Consider the following 21,328-nt stretch of genomic DNA (forward strand, 5'->3'; position numbering starts at 1 on the left):
GCAGGACAATCCCCTAACCACCCCCTATCGCCCCTGACTTGAAAATCCTCGCGGGATGCGGGGTTGAATCAACGGTGGGCGACTGCGATTCTCTGAACACTTCAGTGCAGGACGCAAGTGCCACAACAGCGGAAGGGGCAATGAGTTGAGTGCAGAAACAGCCACCGAATCGGACCGATGGATCCGCAGCTATCAACCGGGTCCCGCCGAGGCGCTCCCTCTGGTCCACTTTCCCCACGCAGGTGGTTCCGCCAGCTATTACCGGCCCTTCTGCACTTCCCTCTCGGACCGGTTCAACGCCCTCGCCCTGCAGTACCCGGGACGTCAGGACCGGCGCGATGAACCGTGTGTCACCGATCTGCACGTCCTGGCGGACCTCCTGTTCGACCGCCTGCGGCACCTCGCGGACCGCCCGCTGGCGTTCTTCGGCCACAGCATGGGGGCACTCCTCGCGTTCGAGGTGACACGGAGGTTCGAGCGGGAACTGCACACCTCACCGGTGGCGCTCTTCCTGTCCGGCCGGCGCGCACCGTCCCGCCACCGGGACGAGAACGTCGACCTGAGCAACGACGACAGCCTGCTCGCCGAGATCCGGGAACTGAGCGGCACCGATCCCCGGCTGCTGGGAGACGATGAGATGCTCAAGATGATCATGGAGCCACTGCGCGCCGACTACCGGGCCCTGGGCGACTACCACTTCACGCCCGACCCGCCCGTCCGCTGCCCGGTCACCGTCCTCACCGGCGCCGACGACCCCCGCACCTCCCACGACGAGGCAGCCGCCTGGCAGGAGCACACCACCGGCACCTTCGCCCTGCGGACATTCCCCGGCGGCCACTTCTTCCTCAGCGAAAACGTCACCGCCGTCACCGACTTCGTCGCCGACCGCCTCGCCGACGCCCCACTACCCGGTTGAGAGAACCGCCCGGGCCCGGAAAACCACGGTGCGACGCCTAGGCGGTTCACCCCGCTCAACCGATCCGCGCCCAACCGATCCGCGCTCAACCGATCCGCGCGTACCGCACGCCCCTCAAGGCGTGGGCATGCTACTCCGCCGGCGGATGGCCGAAGGTGACCCCTCTTCGACCACGGCCCCTGAGCAGCATGTTTGGATATGCCGATGATCATTAACACACAGGGAACATCCGAGCCGCGGACATACGTGGACCGCATCCTGGAGCACTGGAACAAGGACGAGGACACCGAGGCACTCGTCCAGGGGACACAGCGCCTGACCAGGGGGGAGGCCCGGCGGCGGCTCTTCAGGCTGGGGCATGCGCTGCGCGAGCAGGGGCTCACGCCCGGCGACGGTGTGGGGCTGTTCCTGGCCAACCGCGTGGACTCCGTCCTGGTACAGCTCGCCGTCCATCTCATCGGCTGCCGCGTCGTGTTCCTGCCCCCCGAGCCGGGGCCCGGCGAACTCGCCGCGCTGGTCGAGCAGTCCCGGGCACGCGCCGTGGTCACCGACCCGCTCTTCGCCGAGCGAGCCGCCGACGCGGCCGGCCGCAGCGTCCACACCCCCGCACTGCTCAGCCTCGGGCCCTGCGACCAGCAGTGCACGGACCTGCTGGCCCTGGCGGCCCGGTGCCCGGACGAGCGCCCCGACGACGTGCCCACCCCGGGCGCCGACGACGCCGTCACCGTCCTCTACACCGGCGGCACCCTGGGCCGCCCCAAACTCGCCGCGCACAGCCACCGGCTCTACGACGCGCTGGTGGGCCTGCTGGACGACACCCCGCACAACTCCGGCCCCGCCTTCTTCCCCACCGACCACCAGGGCACGGACAGGGTGCTCGCCTCCACGCTGCTCACGCACGGCAGCGGCCACCTCACCTCGCTCCAGGCTCTGGTGACGGGGTCCACCCTCGTCGTGCTGCCGGAGTTCGAAGCGGGCGCGGCGCTGACGGTCATGCGCGAAGAGCGGATCACCGCCACCATGTTCGTACCGCCCATGCTGTACGCGGTTCTCGACCACCCGGAGTGCGAGCCGGGCGCCCTGCCCGCGCTCCGGCAGATCGTCGTGGGCGGCGCGGCCAGCTCGCCCAGCCGGCTCCAGCAGGCGGTCGAGGTGTTCGGGCCCGTGCTCGGCCAGGGCTACGGGCAGTCGGAGGCGCTCGGTATCACCGTGTTCGGCGCGGAGGATCTCGCCTCGGAGGGAGCCCGGCGCCCCGAGCTCTGGCGCAGCTGCGGCCGCGCGATATCCGGTGTCGAGGTCGAGATCCGTGGTGAGGACAGCGCGGCCGCACTGCCCTTCAGGCAGGTCGGCGAGGTGTGCGTGCGTGGCGAGACAGTGATGCTCGGCTACTACGAGGACCCCGAGCGCACCGCGACGGCACTGCACGACGGCTGGCTGCGCACCGGGGACATGGGCTACCTCGACGCCCAGGGATACCTCTACCTCGTCGACCGGGCCAAGGACATCATCGTCACCGGCAGCACCAGCGACAACGTCTACTCCCGAGTCCTGGAGGACTTCCTGCTCACCCTGCCCGGCGTGCGCAACGCGGCGGCGCTGGGAGTGCCGGACGAGGAGTACGGGGAAGCCGTACAGATCTTCCTGGCCACGGCCCAGGGCGCTGACGTCGACCCGGCGGCGGTCGGCGCGGCGGTGACCGCCGAGTTGGGAGAGCTGTACACGCCCCGGAAGACGGTGCTGCTCGACCAGCTGCCCACGACCAAGGTCGGCAAGGTGGACAAGAAGGCCCTGCGCGCCGCATGGACGAGCGCGATCGTGCACACGCCGTAAGCTCCGTCGGCGCGGAGGCCCCTGACGACGCGGAATCAAGCACGCCGCGAAGACGGGGGCCTTGCGGCACACTCCGGGCCGGTCGTCGCTGTTGTTGATGGTCTGCGGGGGAGTGCCAGTGGAGCATCGTCATCTGAATGCCAGGGGTGAAGCCCCAGTGACCTGGTAGTTGGCACTGACGATTAGCGCGCACCTGTTGCTGACATGAGTGACGAATGCCCATGCCATTTTCACGCCGACTGCTATAGGCGGTAAGGATTTTGCGCTGCTCAGAGGTCGGAGGCCCACGTCACGGGGGGGGCTTCGCCCGGTCGGTCGAGGCTCTGCTGACGAACCGGTTGGCGAACCCGGCGGACGACCTGCTCAGGTACCGGGACCCCCGAATCGGCCTCGAGCTTCCCCGGGTAGCCCAGCTGGGCTCGCGGTCCAAGCGGGGATAAGGGCGCGTGGCTGCTGGGCGTTCCAGGCAGGGTTCGGCGAGGCCCAGCTTCCGGCTCACCTCCGCCCCCGCGGAGAGGACGGAGCCGACGTACTGCCAGCGGCCCGGCCGGACGGCTCACCTCCGCCTGCACGGAGCGGACGTGCATCCACGCCACGACCCGCTGAAGGGTCTCGGCTCACCTCCGCCTGCGCGGAGCGGACGCACTCGGCACCGCGCTGGCCGGCAGCACGGACGTGCTCTCCGCGCAGGCGGAGGTGAGCCGAGCCTGTTCACCTTGTCGTGTTCACTCGCGCGGTGCTCTTCGCAGGTGCGGCGGAGAGCTGCCGGCGAGGGTGAGCTCAGTGTGTGAGGTCACGAGTGCCAGTGGTGCAGTTCGCGGCCCCGGTCGGACGTTCGGGAGGTCGGGCGCGGGTTGGCTGACCGTGGAATGCCGCGCTGACGCTGTGCGGACTGATCTTGCTGGCCCTTCCGCCTGCTCTGGCAGGTCGCACACCACACCTGGCTGCGCGGCTTGGTCGTCGTGGTCGTGCTCGTTGCCGCTCGGACCGGACGAGTGCGTCATCAGCGCCGACGAGAAGACCTCCATCCAGGCCCGCTGCCACCCCACCCTCGCCCCTGGCCAGGCCCGCGCGATGCGCGTGAACCACACCTACGGGCGCGGCGGCGCGCTGGCTTACCTGGCCGCCTACGACGTCCTCCAGGCCAAGGTGTTCGGCCGCTGCGAACCAACCACCGGCATCGACCCGTTCATGAACCTGGTCGCCCAGGTCATGAGCCAGGAACCTTACGCGAGCTCCAAGCGGGTGTTCTGGATTGTCGACAACGGCTCCTCCCATCGCGGCAAGGCAGCAGCGGACCGGTTGACCGCGGCGTTCCCAAACGCGGTGCTGGTCCACACCCCGGTGCACGCCTCCTGGTTGAACCAGGTGGAGATCTTCTTCTCCGTCGTGCAGCGCAAGGTCGTGACGCCCAACGACTTCACCGACCTCACCCAGGTCGGGGACCGGCTCCGAGCTTTCGAAGACCGCTACAACGCCACGGCACAGCCATTCCAGTGGAAGTTCACCACCTCCGACCTGGACGATCTGCTGGCCAGACTCGACCGGCACACTGCCGATCACCCAGAAGAATCCTCGTTCTACCTGGCCGCGTGATCAACCCCCGAAGGACTTCCGAAGCTGACCACTAAGCGGCCAGACCAACGCTCCTGACCGAAAGCATCACACCCACACCGCACCCCCAGCGCCGCGAGGGCGGCGCGCTGCCCGGGGGTGAGCCTGTGCCGCCTCGACTTGGTGTTCGAAATCCATACGCCCAGCTTCACCGGCACCGGTTCCGTCTCGCCGGTGTGCAGCGGTTCGGGCTGGCGGTGCTGCCACAGCCGGTAGAAGCGACGTTCTTCGTCGTGGAATCCGAGGTGGCGGTCGCGTGCGGGTTGATCAGGTACGTGGTGGCGGAGTTCGGCCTGCTGCCTGGCTCTTCCCGTTAGGTGGGTGCCTTCCGAGCGGACTCCGAGTCAGTTTGATGCATATTCAACTGAATCCGTATGGCAATTGGCCGAAATGGGATGGGTGATCTGGCGAGAACTGGGGCGTCATATCGGGCAGTATCAATAAATACTACCTCATGGTGATCTTGCTCACGGTGAGACGTTTTTGATCTCGCTTGAGGCGTGTTTTAACGTTGCGCCAGTTCGTCCGGCCTGTCCGATTCAAGTGGCCGGGAAGAACCAGGGGGAAGCAGCTGGGGGTTGTTCAGTCTTCGCGCCAGCGGTGTATGCCCATTCCCCTTGGTCGAGTCGCGCTGTACGCGACCGATCACAAGTAGCCATGTGGAAATAGGAAGTAGTGGGGGAGAAGTCTGTGCGCGGAACAAAGATGAGCGGCCCGACGGTCGCTGCAGTGGTCGCCTCGGGGCTCTCGACGGTCGCTGCGGGTGTGGCGATGACGTTGGTGCTTACCGTCGGCAGCGGGGCCAGTGCGAGCGCTCCGACGCCCACCGGGCCGGCGCCCGCCGTAGCGGGGAACTCGGCTGCGGCGGTCCAGGCGGCTGCGACTGACAAGACGACGCAGAACTTCAAGGAAGCGTTGCAGCAGTTCCGCAAGGACCATGCGAAGGCGCCGGCGAACGTCAAGGCCGACGCTGTGGCGCGAGTGAAGAAGCAGATAGCCGCCGGTCAACTGGCCACACATTTGCCCGCCGGCGCGCACCTGGCCGTCGAGCGCGCTCGCGCAGCCGTCGGGCCGGACGGTACGACTCTGGCGATCCCCATCCAAGGTGCGGGGCTGCTTTCCGCGAGCGGCCTGACGGTGCAGATCGGCAAGGACGGTGCGCTGCACAGCGGCGAGTCGCAGTTCAAGCCCACGGGGCCGAATTCCGGGGTGTGGACTGCCTGGCGGGACGGCGTCCTTGCGCAGCACGTGAGCGCCTCGGGTGACGGTGCCTCGTCGGCCCCGGCGACCGGTCCTGTGCCGAAGGCGACCCCGGGTGGTCAGGTCCTGCAGGCGGGTTTCACCTCGGGTGGCCACATCCAGCAGGCGGGCTTCTTTGACGACCTCAAGAAGTGCATAGATGACGACTCGATCCCCGGCTGGGTCATGGGAATCCTCGGGGGGCCCTGCGTGGCCTTGGGGCCTGCGTGCGCGGCGGCCGTGTCCTTGTACTACGGCAACAGCGTCCTCACCTGCCTGGGCATGTAGCTGATTGATCAGAGGCTGCCGGGCACCTCGGGAATCCGAGGTGCCCGGCAGCACTCTGCACGGATGGGGTCCAGTCACAGCTCCCGCACGATCGCCAGTTTCACGTACGCGGAAGTCAGGCGTCCGGGCTGGCGTTCTGGTCAGGTTCATGCTGGAGTAGCCGCTGCAGTGCCGCGACGTGCCCGCCGTAGCGGTCTTGGCCCAGCGGGGTCATGCGGAACCAGGTACGCGGGCGCTGCCCGATGCCCCCCTTGCGGATGTCGATGTAGCCCGCATCCTCCAAGGCGTGGCTGTGCTTGGACACCATCGAATCGCTCAGCCCCGTCGCCTCGCGGACCGTGCGGAACTCTACCCACTGCGGGCCCGCGGCCAGCAGGGCACAGATCGACAGTTTCGGTAGCGGATGAATCACCGGGTCCAGCCCTACGGGTGTGTCGGTCACCGCAACTGACTTCCGGTCAGGATGTCGCCACGGATCCCCGCAGCCATCCAGGTCAGCAGGAACGCGATCACGCCCCCCGCGACCCCCGCGACCGCGATGGCCGCCCATGCGGCGCTGTTCGACGAATCGCTCAGCCGGCCCAGCCCGAACACCGCTGCCATACCGCCCAGGGACACCAGGACGAACGCGGGGAAGCGTCGACGCAGCGACGGATACACGGCGAACGGCCGCACATCCCGGCGGTTCATTCCGGACCGCACGGAGAACACCCCGATCAACGCCAAGAAAAGCAGACCGCCGACCTGCCCGTACGGCAGGTCCGGGATGCCCAAACGCCGGAAACCGGCGACCGGGAAGGTGCTGCTGACGGCCAGTGCCCAGGACACCGCGATCAACGCGGGAAACCACCAGCCCAGCCGAACTCGCGCAGCCGCGGCCCGGCGCTGACGAGCCACAACTTCCATGTCCACCTGGTACTCGTCCATCCACTCACTCCCGTACGCAAAGTAACTTTCCAAGTGGAAAGTTACTTTGTAGTCTCATATTAGGCAACCCGGACATGAAGAGCCGCCAGGGCATTACGCGTTCGGAGCGATGGATCAAGGCGGCGAACTCCCGCGGGAGAAGCCTCTTCTGGCATTCGACTTCGACGCGAACCCCAACGGGTCGAGGCCGCCGACGAGAAGCAACTTGGGGGGTGGGGTGTCGGGTTCGGGTCGGGGCTCGTGGTCGCAGGGCGGAGTGGTCACACCAGCGGTGGCTGGTGCGGGGGAGGGGTGGGGTGTGGGTGGGTCGAAGCGCCGGCCGTACAGGTCGACGGCGAAGACGCGGCAGATGGTTCTCGCTGCGCTGGGTGTGGTGAAGGTGGCGACCGCCGAGCAGATCCGGCAGTTGATGTGTCCGGGTACGGCCGGCGCGCAGACCGTCCGCAACGGCTGCCTCGACCTCGGCCGTGACGGTCTGGTGGAGTCGCTCGGCTCGTCCGGCCGCACCAATGGCGCGGGCAATCTGGTCTCCGAGAAGCTGTGGAATCTGACCGGTCCCGGGCTGGAGGCCGCGGCCGCGGTGCTGGACCGGCCGGTGCGGGAGATGGGCGGAACCGCCCGCGGCGCCGCACGCTCGGGTGCCGAGCACGCGGTGAAGGTCACCGACACCCTCGCCGCTTTCCTCCAGACCCCACCCGAACCAACCCGCCCCGTACCCCGCGATCAGCTCCAGACCGCCACCACAGCCCCTTCCAGCGCCCCGGCGGGCAAAAGACACCGCTGCCGTCCTCGAGGCCGCCCAGGAGCGACCGCAGGGGCTCGGACAGATCAGCTCCTGGGCGACGGAGGCGGTGCTCCCGGTCTCCGGCACGCTCACCACCCCCGGCAAGAACAGCCCCCGCGCCGACGCGGTCCTCACCGCTCCGGAGGCAGGGCTGCCGGTGATGTTCGTGGAGGTCGACAACGGCACCGAAAGCCCGGTCGTCCTGGCCTACAAGGCTGCCCGCTACCGCGAGTTCTTCCGCCGCACCGTCAAGCCGCCCACCCCCGCACCGAACCGCTACGCCCGGCCGGTGGAGAAGCCGGTCCCGATGTGGAGACCCCGTATGGCCCGCTGGGGCTGAGGGGCATCCGCCGCTGGCGATCGTGTTCACCAAGCAGGTCGGCCCCACCGCGATGGACAACCGGATCAACAACGTCACGCGCCTGACCGAGGCGCACTGGGCCGGCCGATACTGCGAGTTCGCCACCGGCTGCGCGAGCACGGGCCCCTGGGCCCGGTCTGGTTGCGCTTCGGCCACCCCGCCTAGCAGATGCTCACCGATGCACTGGACGACCCCGACGACGAGCGCGCCTGGTCGCGCCGCCAACGTCGACGCGACCAGCTCCGCAAGCAGCAGCGCGAGCGCGAGGACCAGGAGGAGAGGGAGCGGTGGGCGGCGCAGGAGGCCGCCGCCGAAGCCGCCACGGTGCCTGACCCGGTGTGTCAGGAGTGCCAGGGGCCGCGGGAGAGCAGCCCTTTCGAGGACGACCCGTGGGAAGAGGAAGCGCCGCCGGCCGACGGGGTGCACTGCGCGGGGTGCCGCATACAGATGGCCGAGCCCACTGGCCGCTTCGGGCGGGTGCTCCGCCGCCTGGTGAACGGCGACGTGCGCTGCCCCCGCCGGTAGCGACCCGCCCCAGGAAAGGGCGGGAAGGATGCAAGATGCTCACCCGGGCTGTGGTGAGGTCAGTGGTATGAGGCAGCTGACGGTTTTGTGGCGGCCGATGCCTTGGTACGTCCTGCTTCGACCTTGGCGCGGCACTGGGTGCACAGTGGATTGCCGCCGTGCCAGTACCCGGGGGAAGGGCTGCTGGCAGGGCGCGGCCTGGCGGCCGTCACCGCCACCGTGTTCGTGATGAACGGCAGTGGCCGGTTCCGGGGCCGACACATGCTTGCCGAAGTCCGCCGCCACCGCGTCCTCGGCCTGCGAGTCCGCCCCCGGCGAGCCCGGCCTCGACGAACAGATCATGGACGGCGCGCTCGTCGCGCACTGCACCGACCTCACCGAGCCCGATGCCGCCTGCGGCCCCGTCCGGACTACCACCTCTCCGCCGCTCGATGGGCCCTGACCGATCCGACGCCCACCCAACAGCGGCCGCCGAAACTGACATCCGACGAACGGCCCACGGCTGGCTCGGACGACCCCGGCCGTGCCCTGCCTCGCCCTGGAGACGGGGAGTGGGACATCCCCCGCATCTCCCTGCGCCACGACCGGGCGGTCACCGCCGGCACCGTCCTCCCCGCCCAGCCACACACCGCTCACCGCACCGACCGCGCGCTGTACTACATCGCCCGGCACCAGCAGGGCGCAGCGCCCGCGCAGCTTGCCTTCGACGACGCCGACCAGGAGGGCCGGCCCGATATCGAGCCGGGCTCAGTGTCGATAAGCAGACGCTGCGCACTGACCTGCAGGCCCTGGAGCTGGTCGCCGACAACTGGCGTGAATCGCCGGGGCGTTCACGGCTCTGGCTGACGACGCCCAGCAGACACGAGAGCGGGGCACGGCTCAACCAACAAGGCGGCATCGCACCGCGTACGCAATAGCCGAACGCACGTATCCGAGAGGCGCGCGGGGTTCCGAGCTGGGTAGCAACGTCATACGCATTGCCGCAACGAACCGCAACGGTCCACGCCCGGCGTGTAGTGGGAAACGGCGCGGCAACTTTCACGCTGGGCCTTCAGGGGCCTTTCTCGGTTCAGGCATATCGCCGCTGTTGGCATTGGGTGCCTAATCAGATCGGAGTGCGTCGCCTCAACGATGCAGGCGAAGGCGGGTTGCCACGTTGCCCACTCCGATCCATCAAAGAGAACGGAGTGCGCTATGCCGGTAGTAGACACCATTACAGTGGGACCAGGCCCAGTAGACGTGGCGATCACACCTGATGGTGCATTCGCCTACGTCGCCAACAGTGGTGGCGGAACTGTCAGTGTCATCCGAACCGCCGACGGCAACGTCGTAGACACCATTTCCCTGGGTGGTGCACCGCAAGCCATCGCCATCACGCCAGACGGCAATCACGCCTACGCCGCTCCCATCCTATCAGCGGGGGGTTACCTGGGTGTGATCAATCTGCCGGGCAACACTGTCTCCACCGGCCCGTACGTCGCACTCGCGCAAGGGGTCGCTGTCACTCCGGACGGTCATTACGTCTACGTGACCGACAGAGCCTTCGGTCGCGTCTTCGCCATCCGCGTTTCGGACAACGCAATCGTCAAGATCATTGACATCGGCGGCTCCCCCTACGGCCTCGCGATCACGCCGGATAGCGCATACGCCTACGTCGCAAACTGGGATGCGGCGAGGGTGGATGTCCTCCGGCTCTCCGACAATACCCTGCTCACAAGCGTTCCCATCGGTGCCAGGCCATGGGACGTGGCGATCACGCCGGACGGTACCTACGCATACGTCACCCATGGTGGTGCTGGTGCTCCATCGCAGGTCGATGTCATCCGGATCGCGGACAACTCGATCGCGGCCACGATCCCGCACAGCTTCGGTCGCACGCATGGGATCGCGATCACACCCAACGGTGACTTCGCCTACGTCGCAGCGAACGCCCTTGGCAGAGTGTTCGTGATCCGCACTTCGGACAACATGATCATCGACAACACGTTCGTGGGCTTCGTCGGCCCAAATGGCGTGGCCATCACACCAGACGGCCGCTTTGTCTATGTGACCAACCAGAACAACGCCACCGTCAGCGTGCTGTCAGTGCAGGGGGCGCCGCTGTTGTCGGAGGTGTCGCCGGGGTCAGGTATCCCTGCCGGTGGGAATACGGTGACGTTGACCGGCACTGACTTCACGGGTGCGACGCAGGTACTGTTCGGATCCACGCCAGGGACAAATGTCGTGGTCAGCCCGGATGGCACCTCGTTGACGGTAACGGCACCTGCGGGCTCGGGCACGCAGCAGGTCACGGTCACCACTCCCTACGGGACGAGTAACCCGCTGGACTACACCTATGCACTGCTGTCGACGTCGGTGTCGGTGTCGGTGGTGTCGAGTCCGGTGGCATGTGGCAAGCCGGTGACGCTGACTGCGCAGGTGACTGCGTCGCCGGCGGTGCCGGGTGCTCCGGTTCCGGCGGGGACGGTGTCGTTCATCGTCTCCAGCGATGGGCCGCCGGTGACCGCGACGCTGAACGCGTCGGGGCAGGCGACGGCTGTGGTGCCGGCGACGTTCAGTGCCGGTGTGCATCAGGCAGTGGCGGTCTACAACGGTGACAGCAACTACCTGGGCTCCAGTTCCGGGCTCGCGCCGGTGACGGTGACCGCTGCCGCGACCTCGACGACGGTGACCGCGACCCCCAACCCCTCCGACCCCGGTCAGACGGTCACGGTGTGTGCGCAGGTCACCGCCACCACCCCCGGAGCGGGTGTTCCGACGGGCAGTGTCGTCTTCACCGGCGCCGGCAGCCTGACTCACACCGTCCCGCTCGACGCGACAGGCAGGGCGTGCTTCGACTCCGCCACTCTGGTCTCGGGCACGATCAGTGCCGCTTACAGCGGTCAGGGGTGCTTCAACCCGTCGTCCGGCTCGGTGGCCGTGACGGTGCAGCCGGGCTCCACCTGCGACATCACCGTCACGCCGCCCTCGGGAACGGTGACCGTGGGCCAGCCCACCACCGTCTCCGCCACGGTCACCTGCAACGGGGTGCCGGTGCCCAACGCGGTGGTGACCTTCAACAGCAACGGCGCTCCCATCGGCTTCGCGATCACCAATGCTTCCGGCGTCGCCACAGGCACGGTGACCTTCACCACCCCAGGCGCCAACATCGTCACCGCCACGGTCATTGCCGCCGGCGCCCCCTGCCCCTGCACCAACGTCACCTCCGGACCGGTCACCGTCAACGTCCAGGCGGCCTCCACGTGCAGCATCGTGCTGTCGCCGCCGTCGGGGACGGTGACTGTGGGTCAGCCCACCACCGTGTCCGCCACGGTCACCTGCAACGGATTGCCCGTGCCGAATGCGGCGGTGACGTTCACCAGCAACGGCACCCCGCTCGGCTCCGCCACGACCAATGCCTCCGGCATCGCCGCCGCCGCGGTCACCTTCACCACCCCAGGCGCCAACATCGTCACGGCCACGGTCACCGCGGCCGGCACAGCCTGCTCGTGCACCAACGTCACCTCCGGACCGGTCACCGTCAACGTCCAGGCGGCCTCCACGTGCAGCATCGTGCTGTCGCCGCCGTCGGGGACGGTGACTGTGGGTCAGCCCACCACCGTGTCCGCCACGGTCACCTGCAACGGATTGCCCGTGCCGAATGCGGCGGTGACGTTCACCAGCAACGGCGCCACCCTCGGCAGCGCGACCACCAACGCCTTCGGAGTGGCCACTGGCACGGTCACCTTCACCACCCCCGGCATCAACACGGTCACCGCCACGGTCACCGCGGCCGGCACGGCCTGCACCTGCACGAATGTGGCATCCGCGCCGGTCACCGTCACTGTCCAGCCCGCCGGCGGTACGTTCAAGGCGTTGCCGGCCTGCTACCGGCTCAACTTCCCGCCGCTGCCTTGGTCCTACGCCACCGCCACTCTCACCGCCACTGGCGCAGCTCCCGGAGCAACGGTCACTTTCCGCTCCGGCGGGGCCGGCGGACCCGTTCTGTGCACCGCGGTGGCCGACGTGTATGGCAACGCCACCTGCAAGGCGACCATCACCCCCGTGCAGAGCGGTCTCGGCTACACCGCGACCACTCCCGTCGCAGGAGGATTCCTCACCTCCACCAGCACCATGACCCTCTGCCTCTGACCCCCGTCGCCGGTGGAATCGTGGGGTCGCTCACCGGACCACGCAGACCGTCAGGCCAAGAAGCGATCGGTAGGTGAGCCGTCCCCGTCACGCAACTACGGGGACGGCTCGATCTGCACGATCACCACCACCGAAGCCACCGAAGCCGCCGGCCGACGGAGTCCACTGCGCGGGGTGCCGCATACGGATGGCGGAGCCCACTGGCCGCTTGGGGCGGGTGCTCCGCCGCCTGGTGAACGGCGACGAGCGCTACCCCCGCCGGTAGCGGCCCGGCCCACCCGGCGAGGGCGGGCCGCTATCAAGATGCTTACCCCAGGCCGTGGTGCTGCTGCCTGCGGACGGCTTCTACGAGTGGCAGGACATCGCCGCCACCAAGACCACGGTGCACGGAACCTGACCTTTCGCTTTCAGCCCTCGCCCTGCAGATACCGCAGCACTGCAAGGACGCGCCGGTGGCCGGCCTCCGTGCGCGGGAGGTCCAGCTTGGTGAAAATGCTCGCGGTGTGCTTCTCCACCACGCGCTGGGAGATGCCGAGCACCTCAGCGATCTCTGCGTTCGTGTGGCCTTGAGCCATCAGCGCGAGGACCTCGTGCTCGCGCGCGGTCAACTCTGCCAGGCCGTGTGCTGTGTGCTGGGCGGCCAGCAGCTTCGAGACCACCTCCGGATCGAGCGCGGTGCCGCCCGCAGCCACCCGGTGCAGGGCGTCGACGAAGTCGTCGACGCCGACGACGCGTTCCTTGAGTAGATAGCCGAAGCCGGACATGCCGGCGGCGGCGAGCCGGTTGGCGTAGCGCGTTTCCACGTACTGCGAGAAGAGCAGCACCCCGAGGTCCGGATAGCGCTTGCGCAGGGTGAGCGCGGCCCGCAGTCCTTCGTCGCGGTGCGTGGGCGGCATACGAATGTCCGCGACGACGACGTCCGGCCGGTGTTCCTCGACTGCCACGAGCAGTGCCTCGGCGTCGCCCACCGCGGCAACGATGTCCAAGCCCCGGTCACACAGGAGTTGGACCAAGCCCTCGCGTACGACGACGGCGTCTTCGGCGATCACGATGCGCATGTGGCGGATCCTAGCTAGGATCTGGGGCCCAGCGGCAGTTCGACGGTAACGGTGGTCGGGCCGCCGGCAGGACTGTCGATCAGCAGCCGCCCATCCACCGTACTGACCCGCTCCGACAATCCCGCCAGCCCCGTGCCGCCGCCCGCGCGCGGCCGTGCGCCGCCGCGCCCGTCGTCGTGTACGGACAGGTGCAGCGCCCCGTCCTTCACATACGCCGCCACTTCGGCGCGGGTCGCGCCTGCGTGCTTGGCGGCGTTGGCGAGGAGCTCGGCCGCGCAGAAGTACGCGATGGTCTCTGTTGCCTCTCCGGGCCGTTCCGGCAGGGCCACGTCCAGCGTCACGGGCAGCGCGTAGCCCGATACCAGGGTTTCCAGGGCGACGTCGAGGCCGTCGTCGAGGGCCGGTGGGTGGATGCCGCGCACCAGGTCGCGCAGTTCCTTGAGCGCGGTGCGGGAGCCGTCGAGGGCGGAGTCCACCAACTCGCGGCCGTGGGCCAGCTCAGGGGCATCTCCAGGGACTCGGGCGAGGTGGTCCTTCGCGCCGGCGAGGGCCATCGCGACCGCGACGAGACGGGCCTGGGCGCCGTCGTGCAGGTCACGTTCGATGCGGCGCAAGGTGGCGGCGGAGCCCTGGACGGCCAAGGCACGGGTCTCCTGCAGCTCCTGGACCCGGGATTCAAGCCGTCCAGGCCCGATGAGCGCGTGGGCCATGGGGCGTACGACGCGGTCGAGCAGCCCGCGCGTCGACCAGGTGGTGAAGGTGAGGATGCCGGCGCCGGTCACGGCGGTGAGCAGGGCCTGAGGCCAGGTGTCGGGTTCGATGCCGAAGCCGAAGCCGATGCCGGGGTGGCCGCCCTCTTCGAGTGCCCGCCACCAGAAGGGATAGGTGAGCGCAGCAAGACCGTAGAACCTGCCCATGACCGTCACCGCGAAGAGGACAAGGCCGACGGGTGTGTACGCGACGGTGAAGGCGGCGGCGCGCCAGCCGGCGCCGTCGGTGAGGGCGGAGCGCAAGCCGCGCGGGCGCTTGGCCGGCGCCGGGATGCCCTCGCCGAGCAGGCCGCGTAGCAGGGCGCGGTGCATGGCGCCGGTGGCGCGGGCGGCGGCGAGCGTGCCGATGAGCAGGACCAAGCCGATCTGGACGATCGCGGTGACGAGGGAGGCGGCGAGCAGCATCAGCAGGGCGAGCCCGCAGACGAGCCCGAGGGCGGGCGCGAGTAGAGCGTACGCGGCCTCACCGGGGGAGCCGAGCAGGACGCTCACTGCCCGGCGGGACGCGCCGGGCAGGAGGTGCGCGGCTTGATGGAGGAAGCGGGGCAGCTTGTGGAGGTGGCGCATCAGGTCCTTGACGCCTCTCGGGCGGACATGGCGGGGGTTCGGCTGTCCCCGCCATGCGAGTCTCGGTGTGGTCGTGGTGGGCGTGACCGCGATAGGTCGGGGCGGGCCGGCTCTTCTCGTCATGGGCACCGCCCCTCGGGTAGAGACGGTGCCCCCAGCTTGGAGCCTGCCATCTCTCAGGCACTCCTTCGTGTCACGCCGTCGATCGGACGCACCCGGAACATTCGCCCCAGCGGGGCGGCGGACGCCGCCCACACCAGGACGGCTCCCGTGCCCAGCGTCGCTGCCCACGCCCACACCGGAAGGCTGGACAGCGGCGTGCCCGTCTTGCCGCCGAGCGGGGCCATCACCGCGCAGCCGATGGCCGTGCCCGTGCCGACTCCGGCCAGCGCCGTGATCGCCGACTCGGCCAGCACCACCGCGCGCACCTGGTGCTTCTCGGCGCCGATCGTGCGCAGCAGCGAGAACTCCCGCAGCCGCTCCAGCGTCAGCATCACCAGTGTGTTGACGGCGACCAGGCTCGCGAACGCGGCGTACAGCAGGGTCCCGAAGAGCGCCGTGGCATCGATCTCGTCGCTTGCGGCCAGCGACACGAACTGGGCCAGCGCGAAGGCCGTCACCATCGCGATCGGAGCGATCGCAGCCGACAGGCGGCGAGCCCGCGCGCGGGAACCCGCGACTGCGAGTTCGCCGGCCACGCCGCCGAGGCTGCGCAACACCGGCGCCGCAAGGCGCGTCCCCAGCCTGCCGAGCCAAGGCCCGCCGACGCCGGTGGCCACCAGATAGGCGAGCAGCACCAGCGGGATCACATCCCCGGCGTTCTCCGCCGACCCTGCAGCGGCCACCCCGGTGAGGACGACCGCGCCCGCGAGGAAGACCAGCGCGACCGATGCCCGTACCCTGCCCGCCGGTTCCCCGCCCGGCGCCTGCGTCACCGACAGCGCGGCCGACGGGCGGGTACGGGAGCTGCGCCGCGCCGCGATGAAGCCGCCGAGCTGTGAGCACACCACCAGTGTCCCGAGCGCGGCGAACAGCGACCCGAGCCCAACGTGCAGTGCCATCCCGGCCGGGAGCATCCCGCCGGCGTCGAGCACGCCGAACCATGCCCACGCGACCAGCGCCCCGAGCCCGTATCCGACCGGCAGCGCCAGCAGCGCCGTGACCAGCGCCTCCGTCGCCACCATCCGCCGAATCTGCCACGGGCCGGCGCCGATGGCGTGCAGCAGCGCGCTCTCCCGCCCCCGCTGGCTCACCGCCAGGGACATCACCTGGCCGATGACGAAGATCGACAGGTAGACGGTGATCTGACTGAAGACGAGGCCCATTTCGTACACCGAATACTGCTTTGGGGAGGACGGCACGCGGGAGGCGGAAACCGCTACGGCCACACTCGCGGTGACGACGGTCGCGCAGAACACCAGCGCGGCGAAGGTCCCCACGAACGCGGAGGGCCGGGCCCTGACGGAGGCGGTGGCCAGGCCGTTGGGGGCGAAGACGCTCATACCGGCGCCCCCACGGTGTCCGCCACAAGGCGCCCCTCGGCCAGCCGCAGCACCCGGTCGGAGCGCTCAGCCACCGCCGGGTCGTGCGTGACGACCACGACCGTAGCCCCGGACGAGCTCACCGCCTCTCGCAGCAGCGCCAGCACCCCGGCCGCGGTATCCGCATCCAGGGAGCCGGTCGGCTCGTCGGCGAAGACCACGTCCGGCTCGGTGATCAGCGCGCGGGCAACGGCGACGCGCTGCTGCTGGCCGCCGGACAGCTCACCGGGCTTCGCATCCGCACGGCCGTCGAGGCCGACACGGGCGAGCATCCGCCGCGCCCCCGCGGGGTCCTTGCGCTTGCCGTCGAGGCGCAGAGGCAGCAGCACGTTCTCCTCGGCAGTCAGCGTCGGCAGCAGATTGAAGGACTGGAACACGAACCCGATGCGGGCCCGTCGCAGCCGGGTCAGCTGCCGCTCACCCATGCCCGAGATCTCCTGCCCGGCCAGTCGCACGCTCCCCGACGTCGGCCTGTCGAGCCCGGCCGCACACTGCAGAAAGGTCGACTTCCCGGACCCGGAAGGGCCCATGACGGCGGTGAGGGAGTGCGCGTACAACCGCGTGTCGAGCTCACGCAGCGCGTGCACCGTGCGCGAGCCGCGGCCGTAGGTCCGGCTGACCCGGTCGAGTTCGAGGATGGCTTCCATGCCATCGACCGTACGAATTCGCTGGTCAGCGGCGCGATGGGGCAGGCACCCGAGTGTGGGGTCGGTTATTCCGAACCTGCGGGCGGCTGTGGCCGGGCCAGGCGGCCTGGCCGAAGCCTTCGGCAGTCAAGTTCTCGTCGCGGAACTGGGTGAGCTCGACGCCCAGCTGCGGGTTGTAGGCGTCGGGCTGGATGCCAAGCTCGTGTGTGGAGTATTCGCCGAACCGGTGCGCTCACCGCCGCGCGGCTCTGTGCGCTGCGTGGGCCGACCGGACGAAGGCCGCCGGAGTTCGTGCTGCCCGGCTGCCCTCGGCCTGGGCATCGCCGGCGGTGCTGGTGACTGTGTCGCTTGCGCGGGGCCGGGCGCGGGCGGTTCGATGCTCTGCGCATCGCGGCCTGCGCGTACGCATTTGCCCGAGCCGTTGCAGCCCGGGCAAATGCGATCGCGATCGGTCAGCGCTCACTGGTGGCCGGTGCGGTGCCGGCCCAGGCGACACCGAGCTCGGTGAGGGCGGCACGTTGTTCGGGGGTGAGTTTGTGCCGCCTGGCGCGTGTGTTCGATACCCATACGCCCAGCTTCACCGGCACTGGCTCCGTCTCGCCGTTGACCGCGATCTCCACGATCGTGCTGCGCGGGACGGGCCGGTGGCCTTCCTGCTCGACCCACTGTGCCAGGGCGGCCAGGCCCCGTTGGAACGACTGCTGCGCTTTGCTCCCGGTCTTCTCCGCGCCGCTCTTGGCCGCGTCGGCCGCTGCCGGGGCGGCGGGAGACACGGCGAGCGAGACGCCTCGTACGCCGAGTGCGGTGAGCCGCTCGCGTTGCTCGGGCAGGAGCTGCGTCCAGGTTCCCGGTTCCTGTTGTCGCCATCGCCAGGTGCCGATGTCGTCGCCGTCGAAGGTGATGCCGGGCTGGATGTGGGGCAGCACGGCGTCGGGTTCGTCGGTGGCGAGGTCGGCGAGGACGCGGTAGTGGCGTTGCCAGTTGAGCGGCCAGGGGCAGTTCCAGTCGGGGTCGATCGCGGTCAGCTGCTGCGCGCGCTTCGCCGCCCGTTCCGTGTCCTTGCCGAGGCCGCCTTTGCGGCGGAGGTTGGCCATGTGCTGCCCGACGGGCACCATCGTCTCACCCTCGCCCCAGACCGCGTCCTGACGCGGGGCGAGGTGTCCGTTGGCTCGGCGGTACGACCGCAGTGCGGCGAGTTTGGCCTCCCAGGCTTCTTCGCCCGGCTCCCACACCATCCCGGCTTCGTCGAGGAGTTCCTTGCGGTGGGGGTCGAGTTCGCCGTCTCGCAGCGCCCGCCGCTGTTGGTGCACCCACCGCCCCAGCGGAAAGGCGTCGGTGGAGCCGGCCGGGGCCTCGGTGTCGTAGGGGACGGCGTGCAGGCCGGTGATCTCGTGCTCGGCGCGCCACCGGCGTAGGGCTTGGTAGCCCTCCAGCCAGACCAGGGACTCGGGCTGGATGACGCGGCAGCGGGTGAGGGCGGCGATGTCGGCGGCGTCGCGGGGCCGGGCGAAGTTCACCACCACCGCGTTGACACGGTCCACCTCCCACTGTGCCTTGCCCTCCGTCTCCTCCGCCTCGCCGCCGGCGGCCTCGGCAGCACGGCGGGCGGGCCGGGCGTGGAGGCGGAGGTGCTCTTCGCCGCGGGTCAGGGCGCGGGAGGCGAGCTGGTCGACCATCCGGACCGAGTGCGAGCGCAGGCCCTGGAGGATGTCGACCAGGGGCTGGTAGCTGGCGGAGGCGACCATGTCCTTGGGGTCCTCGCCGGGCTGAAGGAAGATCGGGATGATGATCCGCGCGGTCTTCACACTGCCGTCCGGGTTCGGGCGCAGGGCTCGGCCGATGTTTTGGACGATGTCGACCTGGGAGGTGCGGGTGCCGAGGATGCAGACTGCTTCCACGCCGCGCAGCCCCGTGATGTCCACGCCGACGCCCAGGGCCCGCACCGAGGCGAGGAACGCGCGGTGGACCCGCTTGCCGGCGGCGTTGATGCCGTTGGCGAACCGGCCGATCACCTCCCGCCGGTGAGCAAGGGGGTGGTCGCCGCACAGCCAGTCGGCCCAGACCCGGTCCGCCGGGACGTGGCGGCCGTCCTCCAGCTCGTAGAGCTCGGCGTCGATGGAGGAGTCGGGCAGCTCCTCCGCGTGGGCGAGAGCGGCTGCGGAGGCTTCGGCGGTGTGCAGCTCGGCGGCGGTGGCCGGCATCTGCTTGGCGAACGCGCGGGCTTCCTCGACGCGCTGGTGGAAGGTCATGACGGTGTGGAGGTTTCGGGCTGCGGCGTGCTCCAGGAGCGCGGCCTGCAGCAGCGCCAGGCGCCGTCCGCGCAATGCGTCCTCGGACAGGCCCAGGATGGGCTCCGGGTCGCGGATCTCCAGGACATCGATCTCGAAGCCGGCAAGGATCGATCGATCCACCGCCTCTGCCAGGCCGAGGTCGAAAATCCTGGTGCCGTAGGTCGACGAGTCGGTGTCCATCGAGGCGATCACCAGCTCTTGGCCGTCCCGGCCGCGCTGCGGCCGCGGCGCGGCGAAGATCCGCGGGGTGGCAGTGAGGTAGAGACGGAAGTCGACGGGGATCCGCCTGTTGTCGTGGATCGCCGCCCAGGGCCGGCCGATGTCCCCGGCCGTCATGTGCCCCTCGTCCAGGACGGCGAGGTCGAATCCTGCCATCGACAGTCCGTACAGCCCCTTCCCGCCCGCCAGCGCGGCCTCCAGCGGCCCGCGAACCTTCCCCTGACCCGTTGGGTCGGCGGGGTCATCACGGTCGACCAGGGAGGCGTACGTGGCGAACACGACCACCGGCCCGGCCCCGGCCCACAGCGCCAGCTGGATCGGATTCGTGGTGGTGCGCACCCCGAGCTCCTTCAGCACCGGGTCGTTGTCCACCGAGCACACTGCGACCATCGGCGCCCGGTGCCCCACCCGGCGCCAGGACTGCGCGCTCTGCACGATCAGGTCCAGCGTGGGCACCATGACCAGGATCCGGCCCTCGGGAAAGTACTCCAGCGCGCTCGCAGCGGCCGTGATCGTCTTCCCGGACCCGGTCGCTGAGACCCCCGTGGCACGCGCACCCTCCGGCGGCACAAAAGATCTTGCAGGAAATCCAACCCACTTCCGGAAACTCGACTTCTGGTCAACCTGGTGTTCCTTGAGCGGAATCGCTGACATTTCCATTCCTCCCCTACGTCTAAAATCTCGTAGCTCTTCAGACATTCGGCGTGAAGGGCGGAACGGAAATGGTTCCGTCCTCGCTCACGGTCACCCGTTGCGCCACCTGTGCCAACACCTCGTCAGGCCGAAGGCCGGCCCGCGCGGCCGCCGCACGGATCAGCCGGCCGGGCGCGGCTGGCAGCCACACCTCCGTGCGCAGTTCATCCGCAGCCTCTCGCCGCCGTACCTCTGCCGCGGCAGCTTCCTTCAGGACCGCCGCGCGCCGTTCCTCACGCTCACGGGCCCACTCCGCACCCTCGACGTCCCCCTCCGGGGCGTAGACCGGCCAGCCGGCCTGCGCCACCACGTCCCTGACGCGCCGCCACTCCGCGGCCTTGGCCGCCCAGGTCTCGGCCAGGCGGTCCACGCCCAGGTCTCGGCCAGGCGGTCCACGTCCTCGAATGCGGCGGACACGCCCAGCCGGGCGTCCTGCGCCGTCTCCTGCCGGCGGCGGTCAGCCTCGGTGACCTTCTCGGCAATGGCCGCGATATCCAGCCCGTTCGCCTGCCTCCTGACCTGGTCCCGCGCCACATCTTCAGTGCTCCACACGCGAGTTCCTTCCCTGCCGCTCCAGTGACAACAAATCATGCATAGGGTGTGCTCTACTTCCGCCAACGGTACATGTGCATCAGTTGATGCGCTAGGATGTTGCCACGAACGAGCGACACCCCCACCCTCGTAGCCAGCCGCCCGCGTCAGCGGGCCCGAGGGCCTGGAGGCGGAGTCGGAGGGCCCGTTGGCGGGGGAGCGGAGCGCACCCGCTTGGACGGGGGTGGAGCGCAGCGGAATCCCCGGACAGCCCGGTGAAACCGGGCTCGTCGAGGGAGCGCAGCGGACTCGACGTCAACCCGCTCGCACAGCGAGCGGGTTGAGCGGCCGGCGCAGCCGGCCGCCTCCGCTCACGCGGAGCGTGAGCGCAACACC

General features: G+C 69.5%; 16 protein-coding genes and 1 pseudogene. 8 read left to right on the plus strand and 9 right to left on the minus strand.

The window, feature by feature from the left end; all coding sequences use genetic code 11:
* Nucleotides 1-145 precede the first annotated feature (145 nt).
* The 3 genes from ACQP17_RS34075 to ACQP17_RS34085 all read left to right on the plus strand — a co-directional run bounded on the left by ACQP17_RS34075 (nucleotide 146) and on the right by ACQP17_RS34085 (nucleotide 4,342).
* Nucleotides 146-916 (plus strand): thioesterase II family protein, encoded by a 771-nt coding sequence (locus ACQP17_RS34075; protein WP_433859779.1) that lies wholly within the window; start codon nucleotides 146-148, stop codon nucleotides 914-916.
* A 204-nt stretch (nucleotides 917-1,120) separates the two neighbouring features.
* On the plus strand, nucleotides 1,121-2,746 hold the full coding sequence (locus ACQP17_RS34080) for a class I adenylate-forming enzyme family protein (RefSeq protein ID WP_433859780.1): 1,626 nt from the start codon (nucleotides 1,121-1,123) through the stop codon (nucleotides 2,744-2,746).
* Nucleotides 2,747-3,721: 975 nt separating this feature from the next.
* Nucleotides 3,722-4,342: a transposase gene (locus ACQP17_RS34085; protein ID WP_433859781.1), complete on the plus strand. Its 621-nt coding sequence runs from the start codon at nucleotides 3,722-3,724 to the stop codon at nucleotides 4,340-4,342.
* On the opposite strand, the pseudogene ACQP17_RS34090 reads toward ACQP17_RS34085, so the two are convergent.
* A pseudogene (locus tag ACQP17_RS34090) lies at nucleotides 4,327-4,533 on the minus strand (helicase associated domain-containing protein); the annotation flags it as partial. The gene ACQP17_RS34085 and the pseudogene ACQP17_RS34090 sit on opposite strands and share 16 nt — an antisense overlap.
* A 532-nt stretch (nucleotides 4,534-5,065) precedes the next feature.
* Here ACQP17_RS34090 and ACQP17_RS34095 point away from each other — a divergent pair.
* A complete protein-coding gene (locus ACQP17_RS34095; RefSeq protein WP_433859782.1) occupies nucleotides 5,066-5,887 on the plus strand; it encodes a hypothetical protein in 822 nt (273 codons plus the stop codon).
* A 115-nt stretch (nucleotides 5,888-6,002) separates the two neighbouring features.
* On the opposite strand, the gene ACQP17_RS34100 is transcribed toward ACQP17_RS34095, so the two are convergent.
* Both ACQP17_RS34100 and ACQP17_RS34105 read right to left on the minus strand, forming a co-directional pair.
* Nucleotides 6,003-6,329, minus strand: coding sequence for a transcriptional regulator (locus ACQP17_RS34100; protein ID WP_433859783.1), 327 nt, complete (start codon nucleotides 6,327-6,329; stop codon nucleotides 6,003-6,005).
* Nucleotides 6,326-6,814, minus strand: a complete 489-nt coding sequence (locus tag ACQP17_RS34105; RefSeq protein ID WP_433859784.1) for a hypothetical protein — start codon at nucleotides 6,812-6,814, stop codon at nucleotides 6,326-6,328. Before ACQP17_RS34105 ends, ACQP17_RS34100 begins: the two co-directional genes overlap by 4 nt.
* An 851-nt stretch (nucleotides 6,815-7,665) precedes the next feature.
* Between ACQP17_RS34105 and ACQP17_RS34110 the strand changes: the two genes are divergently transcribed.
* From ACQP17_RS34110 to ACQP17_RS34125, 4 genes are all read left to right on the plus strand, one after another.
* The gene (locus tag ACQP17_RS34110) at nucleotides 7,666-7,938 is read left to right on the plus strand and encodes a replication-relaxation family protein (RefSeq protein ID WP_433859785.1); all 273 of its coding nucleotides are present in this window, start codon (nucleotides 7,666-7,668) and stop codon (nucleotides 7,936-7,938) included.
* 189 nt (nucleotides 7,939-8,127) lie between these two features.
* Nucleotides 8,128-8,484: a hypothetical protein gene (locus ACQP17_RS34115; protein WP_433859786.1), complete on the plus strand. Its 357-nt coding sequence runs from the start codon at nucleotides 8,128-8,130 to the stop codon at nucleotides 8,482-8,484.
* Between the two features lie 265 nt (nucleotides 8,485-8,749).
* Nucleotides 8,750-8,926, plus strand: coding sequence for a hypothetical protein (locus ACQP17_RS34120; protein WP_433859787.1), 177 nt, complete (start codon nucleotides 8,750-8,752; stop codon nucleotides 8,924-8,926).
* 797 nt (nucleotides 8,927-9,723) lie between these two features.
* Nucleotides 9,724-12,615: an Ig-like domain repeat protein gene (locus tag ACQP17_RS34125; RefSeq protein ID WP_433859788.1), complete on the plus strand. Its 2,892-nt coding sequence runs from the start codon at nucleotides 9,724-9,726 to the stop codon at nucleotides 12,613-12,615.
* A 407-nt stretch (nucleotides 12,616-13,022) separates the two neighbouring features.
* Here ACQP17_RS34125 and ACQP17_RS34130 read toward each other — a convergent pair whose 3' ends face one another.
* From ACQP17_RS34130 to ACQP17_RS34155, 6 genes are all read right to left on the minus strand, one after another.
* Nucleotides 13,023-13,673, minus strand: coding sequence for a response regulator transcription factor (locus tag ACQP17_RS34130; protein ID WP_433859789.1), 651 nt, complete (start codon nucleotides 13,671-13,673; stop codon nucleotides 13,023-13,025).
* Nucleotides 13,674-13,687: 14 nt separating this feature from the next.
* Nucleotides 13,688-15,010 (minus strand): sensor histidine kinase, encoded by a 1,323-nt coding sequence (locus ACQP17_RS34135; protein ID WP_433859790.1) that lies wholly within the window; start codon nucleotides 15,008-15,010, stop codon nucleotides 13,688-13,690.
* 176 nt (nucleotides 15,011-15,186) lie between these two features.
* A complete protein-coding gene (locus ACQP17_RS34140; RefSeq protein ID WP_433859791.1) occupies nucleotides 15,187-16,512 on the minus strand; it encodes an ABC transporter permease in 1,326 nt (441 codons plus the stop codon).
* Nucleotides 16,509-17,198, minus strand: a complete 690-nt coding sequence (locus tag ACQP17_RS34145) for an ABC transporter ATP-binding protein (RefSeq protein WP_433859792.1) — start codon at nucleotides 17,196-17,198, stop codon at nucleotides 16,509-16,511. The genes ACQP17_RS34140 and ACQP17_RS34145 overlap by 4 nt, the downstream gene beginning before the upstream one ends.
* Nucleotides 17,199-17,650: 452 nt before the next feature.
* On the minus strand, nucleotides 17,651-20,362 hold the full coding sequence (locus tag ACQP17_RS34150) for a Helicase associated domain protein (RefSeq protein ID WP_433859793.1): 2,712 nt from the start codon (nucleotides 20,360-20,362) through the stop codon (nucleotides 17,651-17,653).
* Nucleotides 20,363-20,399: 37 nt separating this feature from the next.
* The gene (locus ACQP17_RS34155) at nucleotides 20,400-20,771 is read right to left on the minus strand and encodes a hypothetical protein (RefSeq protein ID WP_433859794.1); all 372 of its coding nucleotides are present in this window, start codon (nucleotides 20,769-20,771) and stop codon (nucleotides 20,400-20,402) included.
* Between the last annotated feature and the right edge of the window lie 557 nt (nucleotides 20,772-21,328).

Source organism: Streptomyces kronopolitis (assembly GCF_050953795.1).
GTDB classification, from domain to species: domain Bacteria; phylum Actinomycetota; class Actinomycetes; order Streptomycetales; family Streptomycetaceae; genus Streptomyces; species Streptomyces kronopolitis_A.

What these genes read in the sequence shown, in the direction of transcription:
- ACQP17_RS34115 (WP_433859786.1), top strand. Translation starts at nt 8,128, where the DNA reads ATGCTCACCGATGCACTGGACGACCCCGACGACGAGCGCGCCTGGTCG.
- ACQP17_RS34130 (WP_433859789.1), bottom strand. Translation starts at nt 13,673, where the DNA reads ATGCGCATCGTGATCGCCGAAGACGCCGTCGTCGTACGCGAGGGCTTG.
- ACQP17_RS34145 (WP_433859792.1), bottom strand. Translation starts at nt 17,198, where the DNA reads ATGGAAGCCATCCTCGAACTCGACCGGGTCAGCCGGACCTACGGCCGC.
- ACQP17_RS34105 (WP_433859784.1), bottom strand. Translation starts at nt 6,814, where the DNA reads ATGGACGAGTACCAGGTGGACATGGAAGTTGTGGCTCGTCAGCGCCGG.
- ACQP17_RS34150 (WP_433859793.1), bottom strand. Translation starts at nt 20,362, where the DNA reads ATGTCAGCGATTCCGCTCAAGGAACACCAGGTTGACCAGAAGTCGAGT.
- ACQP17_RS34080 (WP_433859780.1), top strand. Translation starts at nt 1,121, where the DNA reads ATGATCATTAACACACAGGGAACATCCGAGCCGCGGACATACGTGGAC.
- ACQP17_RS34140 (WP_433859791.1), bottom strand. Translation starts at nt 16,512, where the DNA reads ATGAGCGTCTTCGCCCCCAACGGCCTGGCCACCGCCTCCGTCAGGGCC.
- ACQP17_RS34095 (WP_433859782.1), top strand. Translation starts at nt 5,066, where the DNA reads ATGAGCGGCCCGACGGTCGCTGCAGTGGTCGCCTCGGGGCTCTCGACG.
- ACQP17_RS34135 (WP_433859790.1), bottom strand. Translation starts at nt 15,010, where the DNA reads ATGCGCCACCTCCACAAGCTGCCCCGCTTCCTCCATCAAGCCGCGCAC.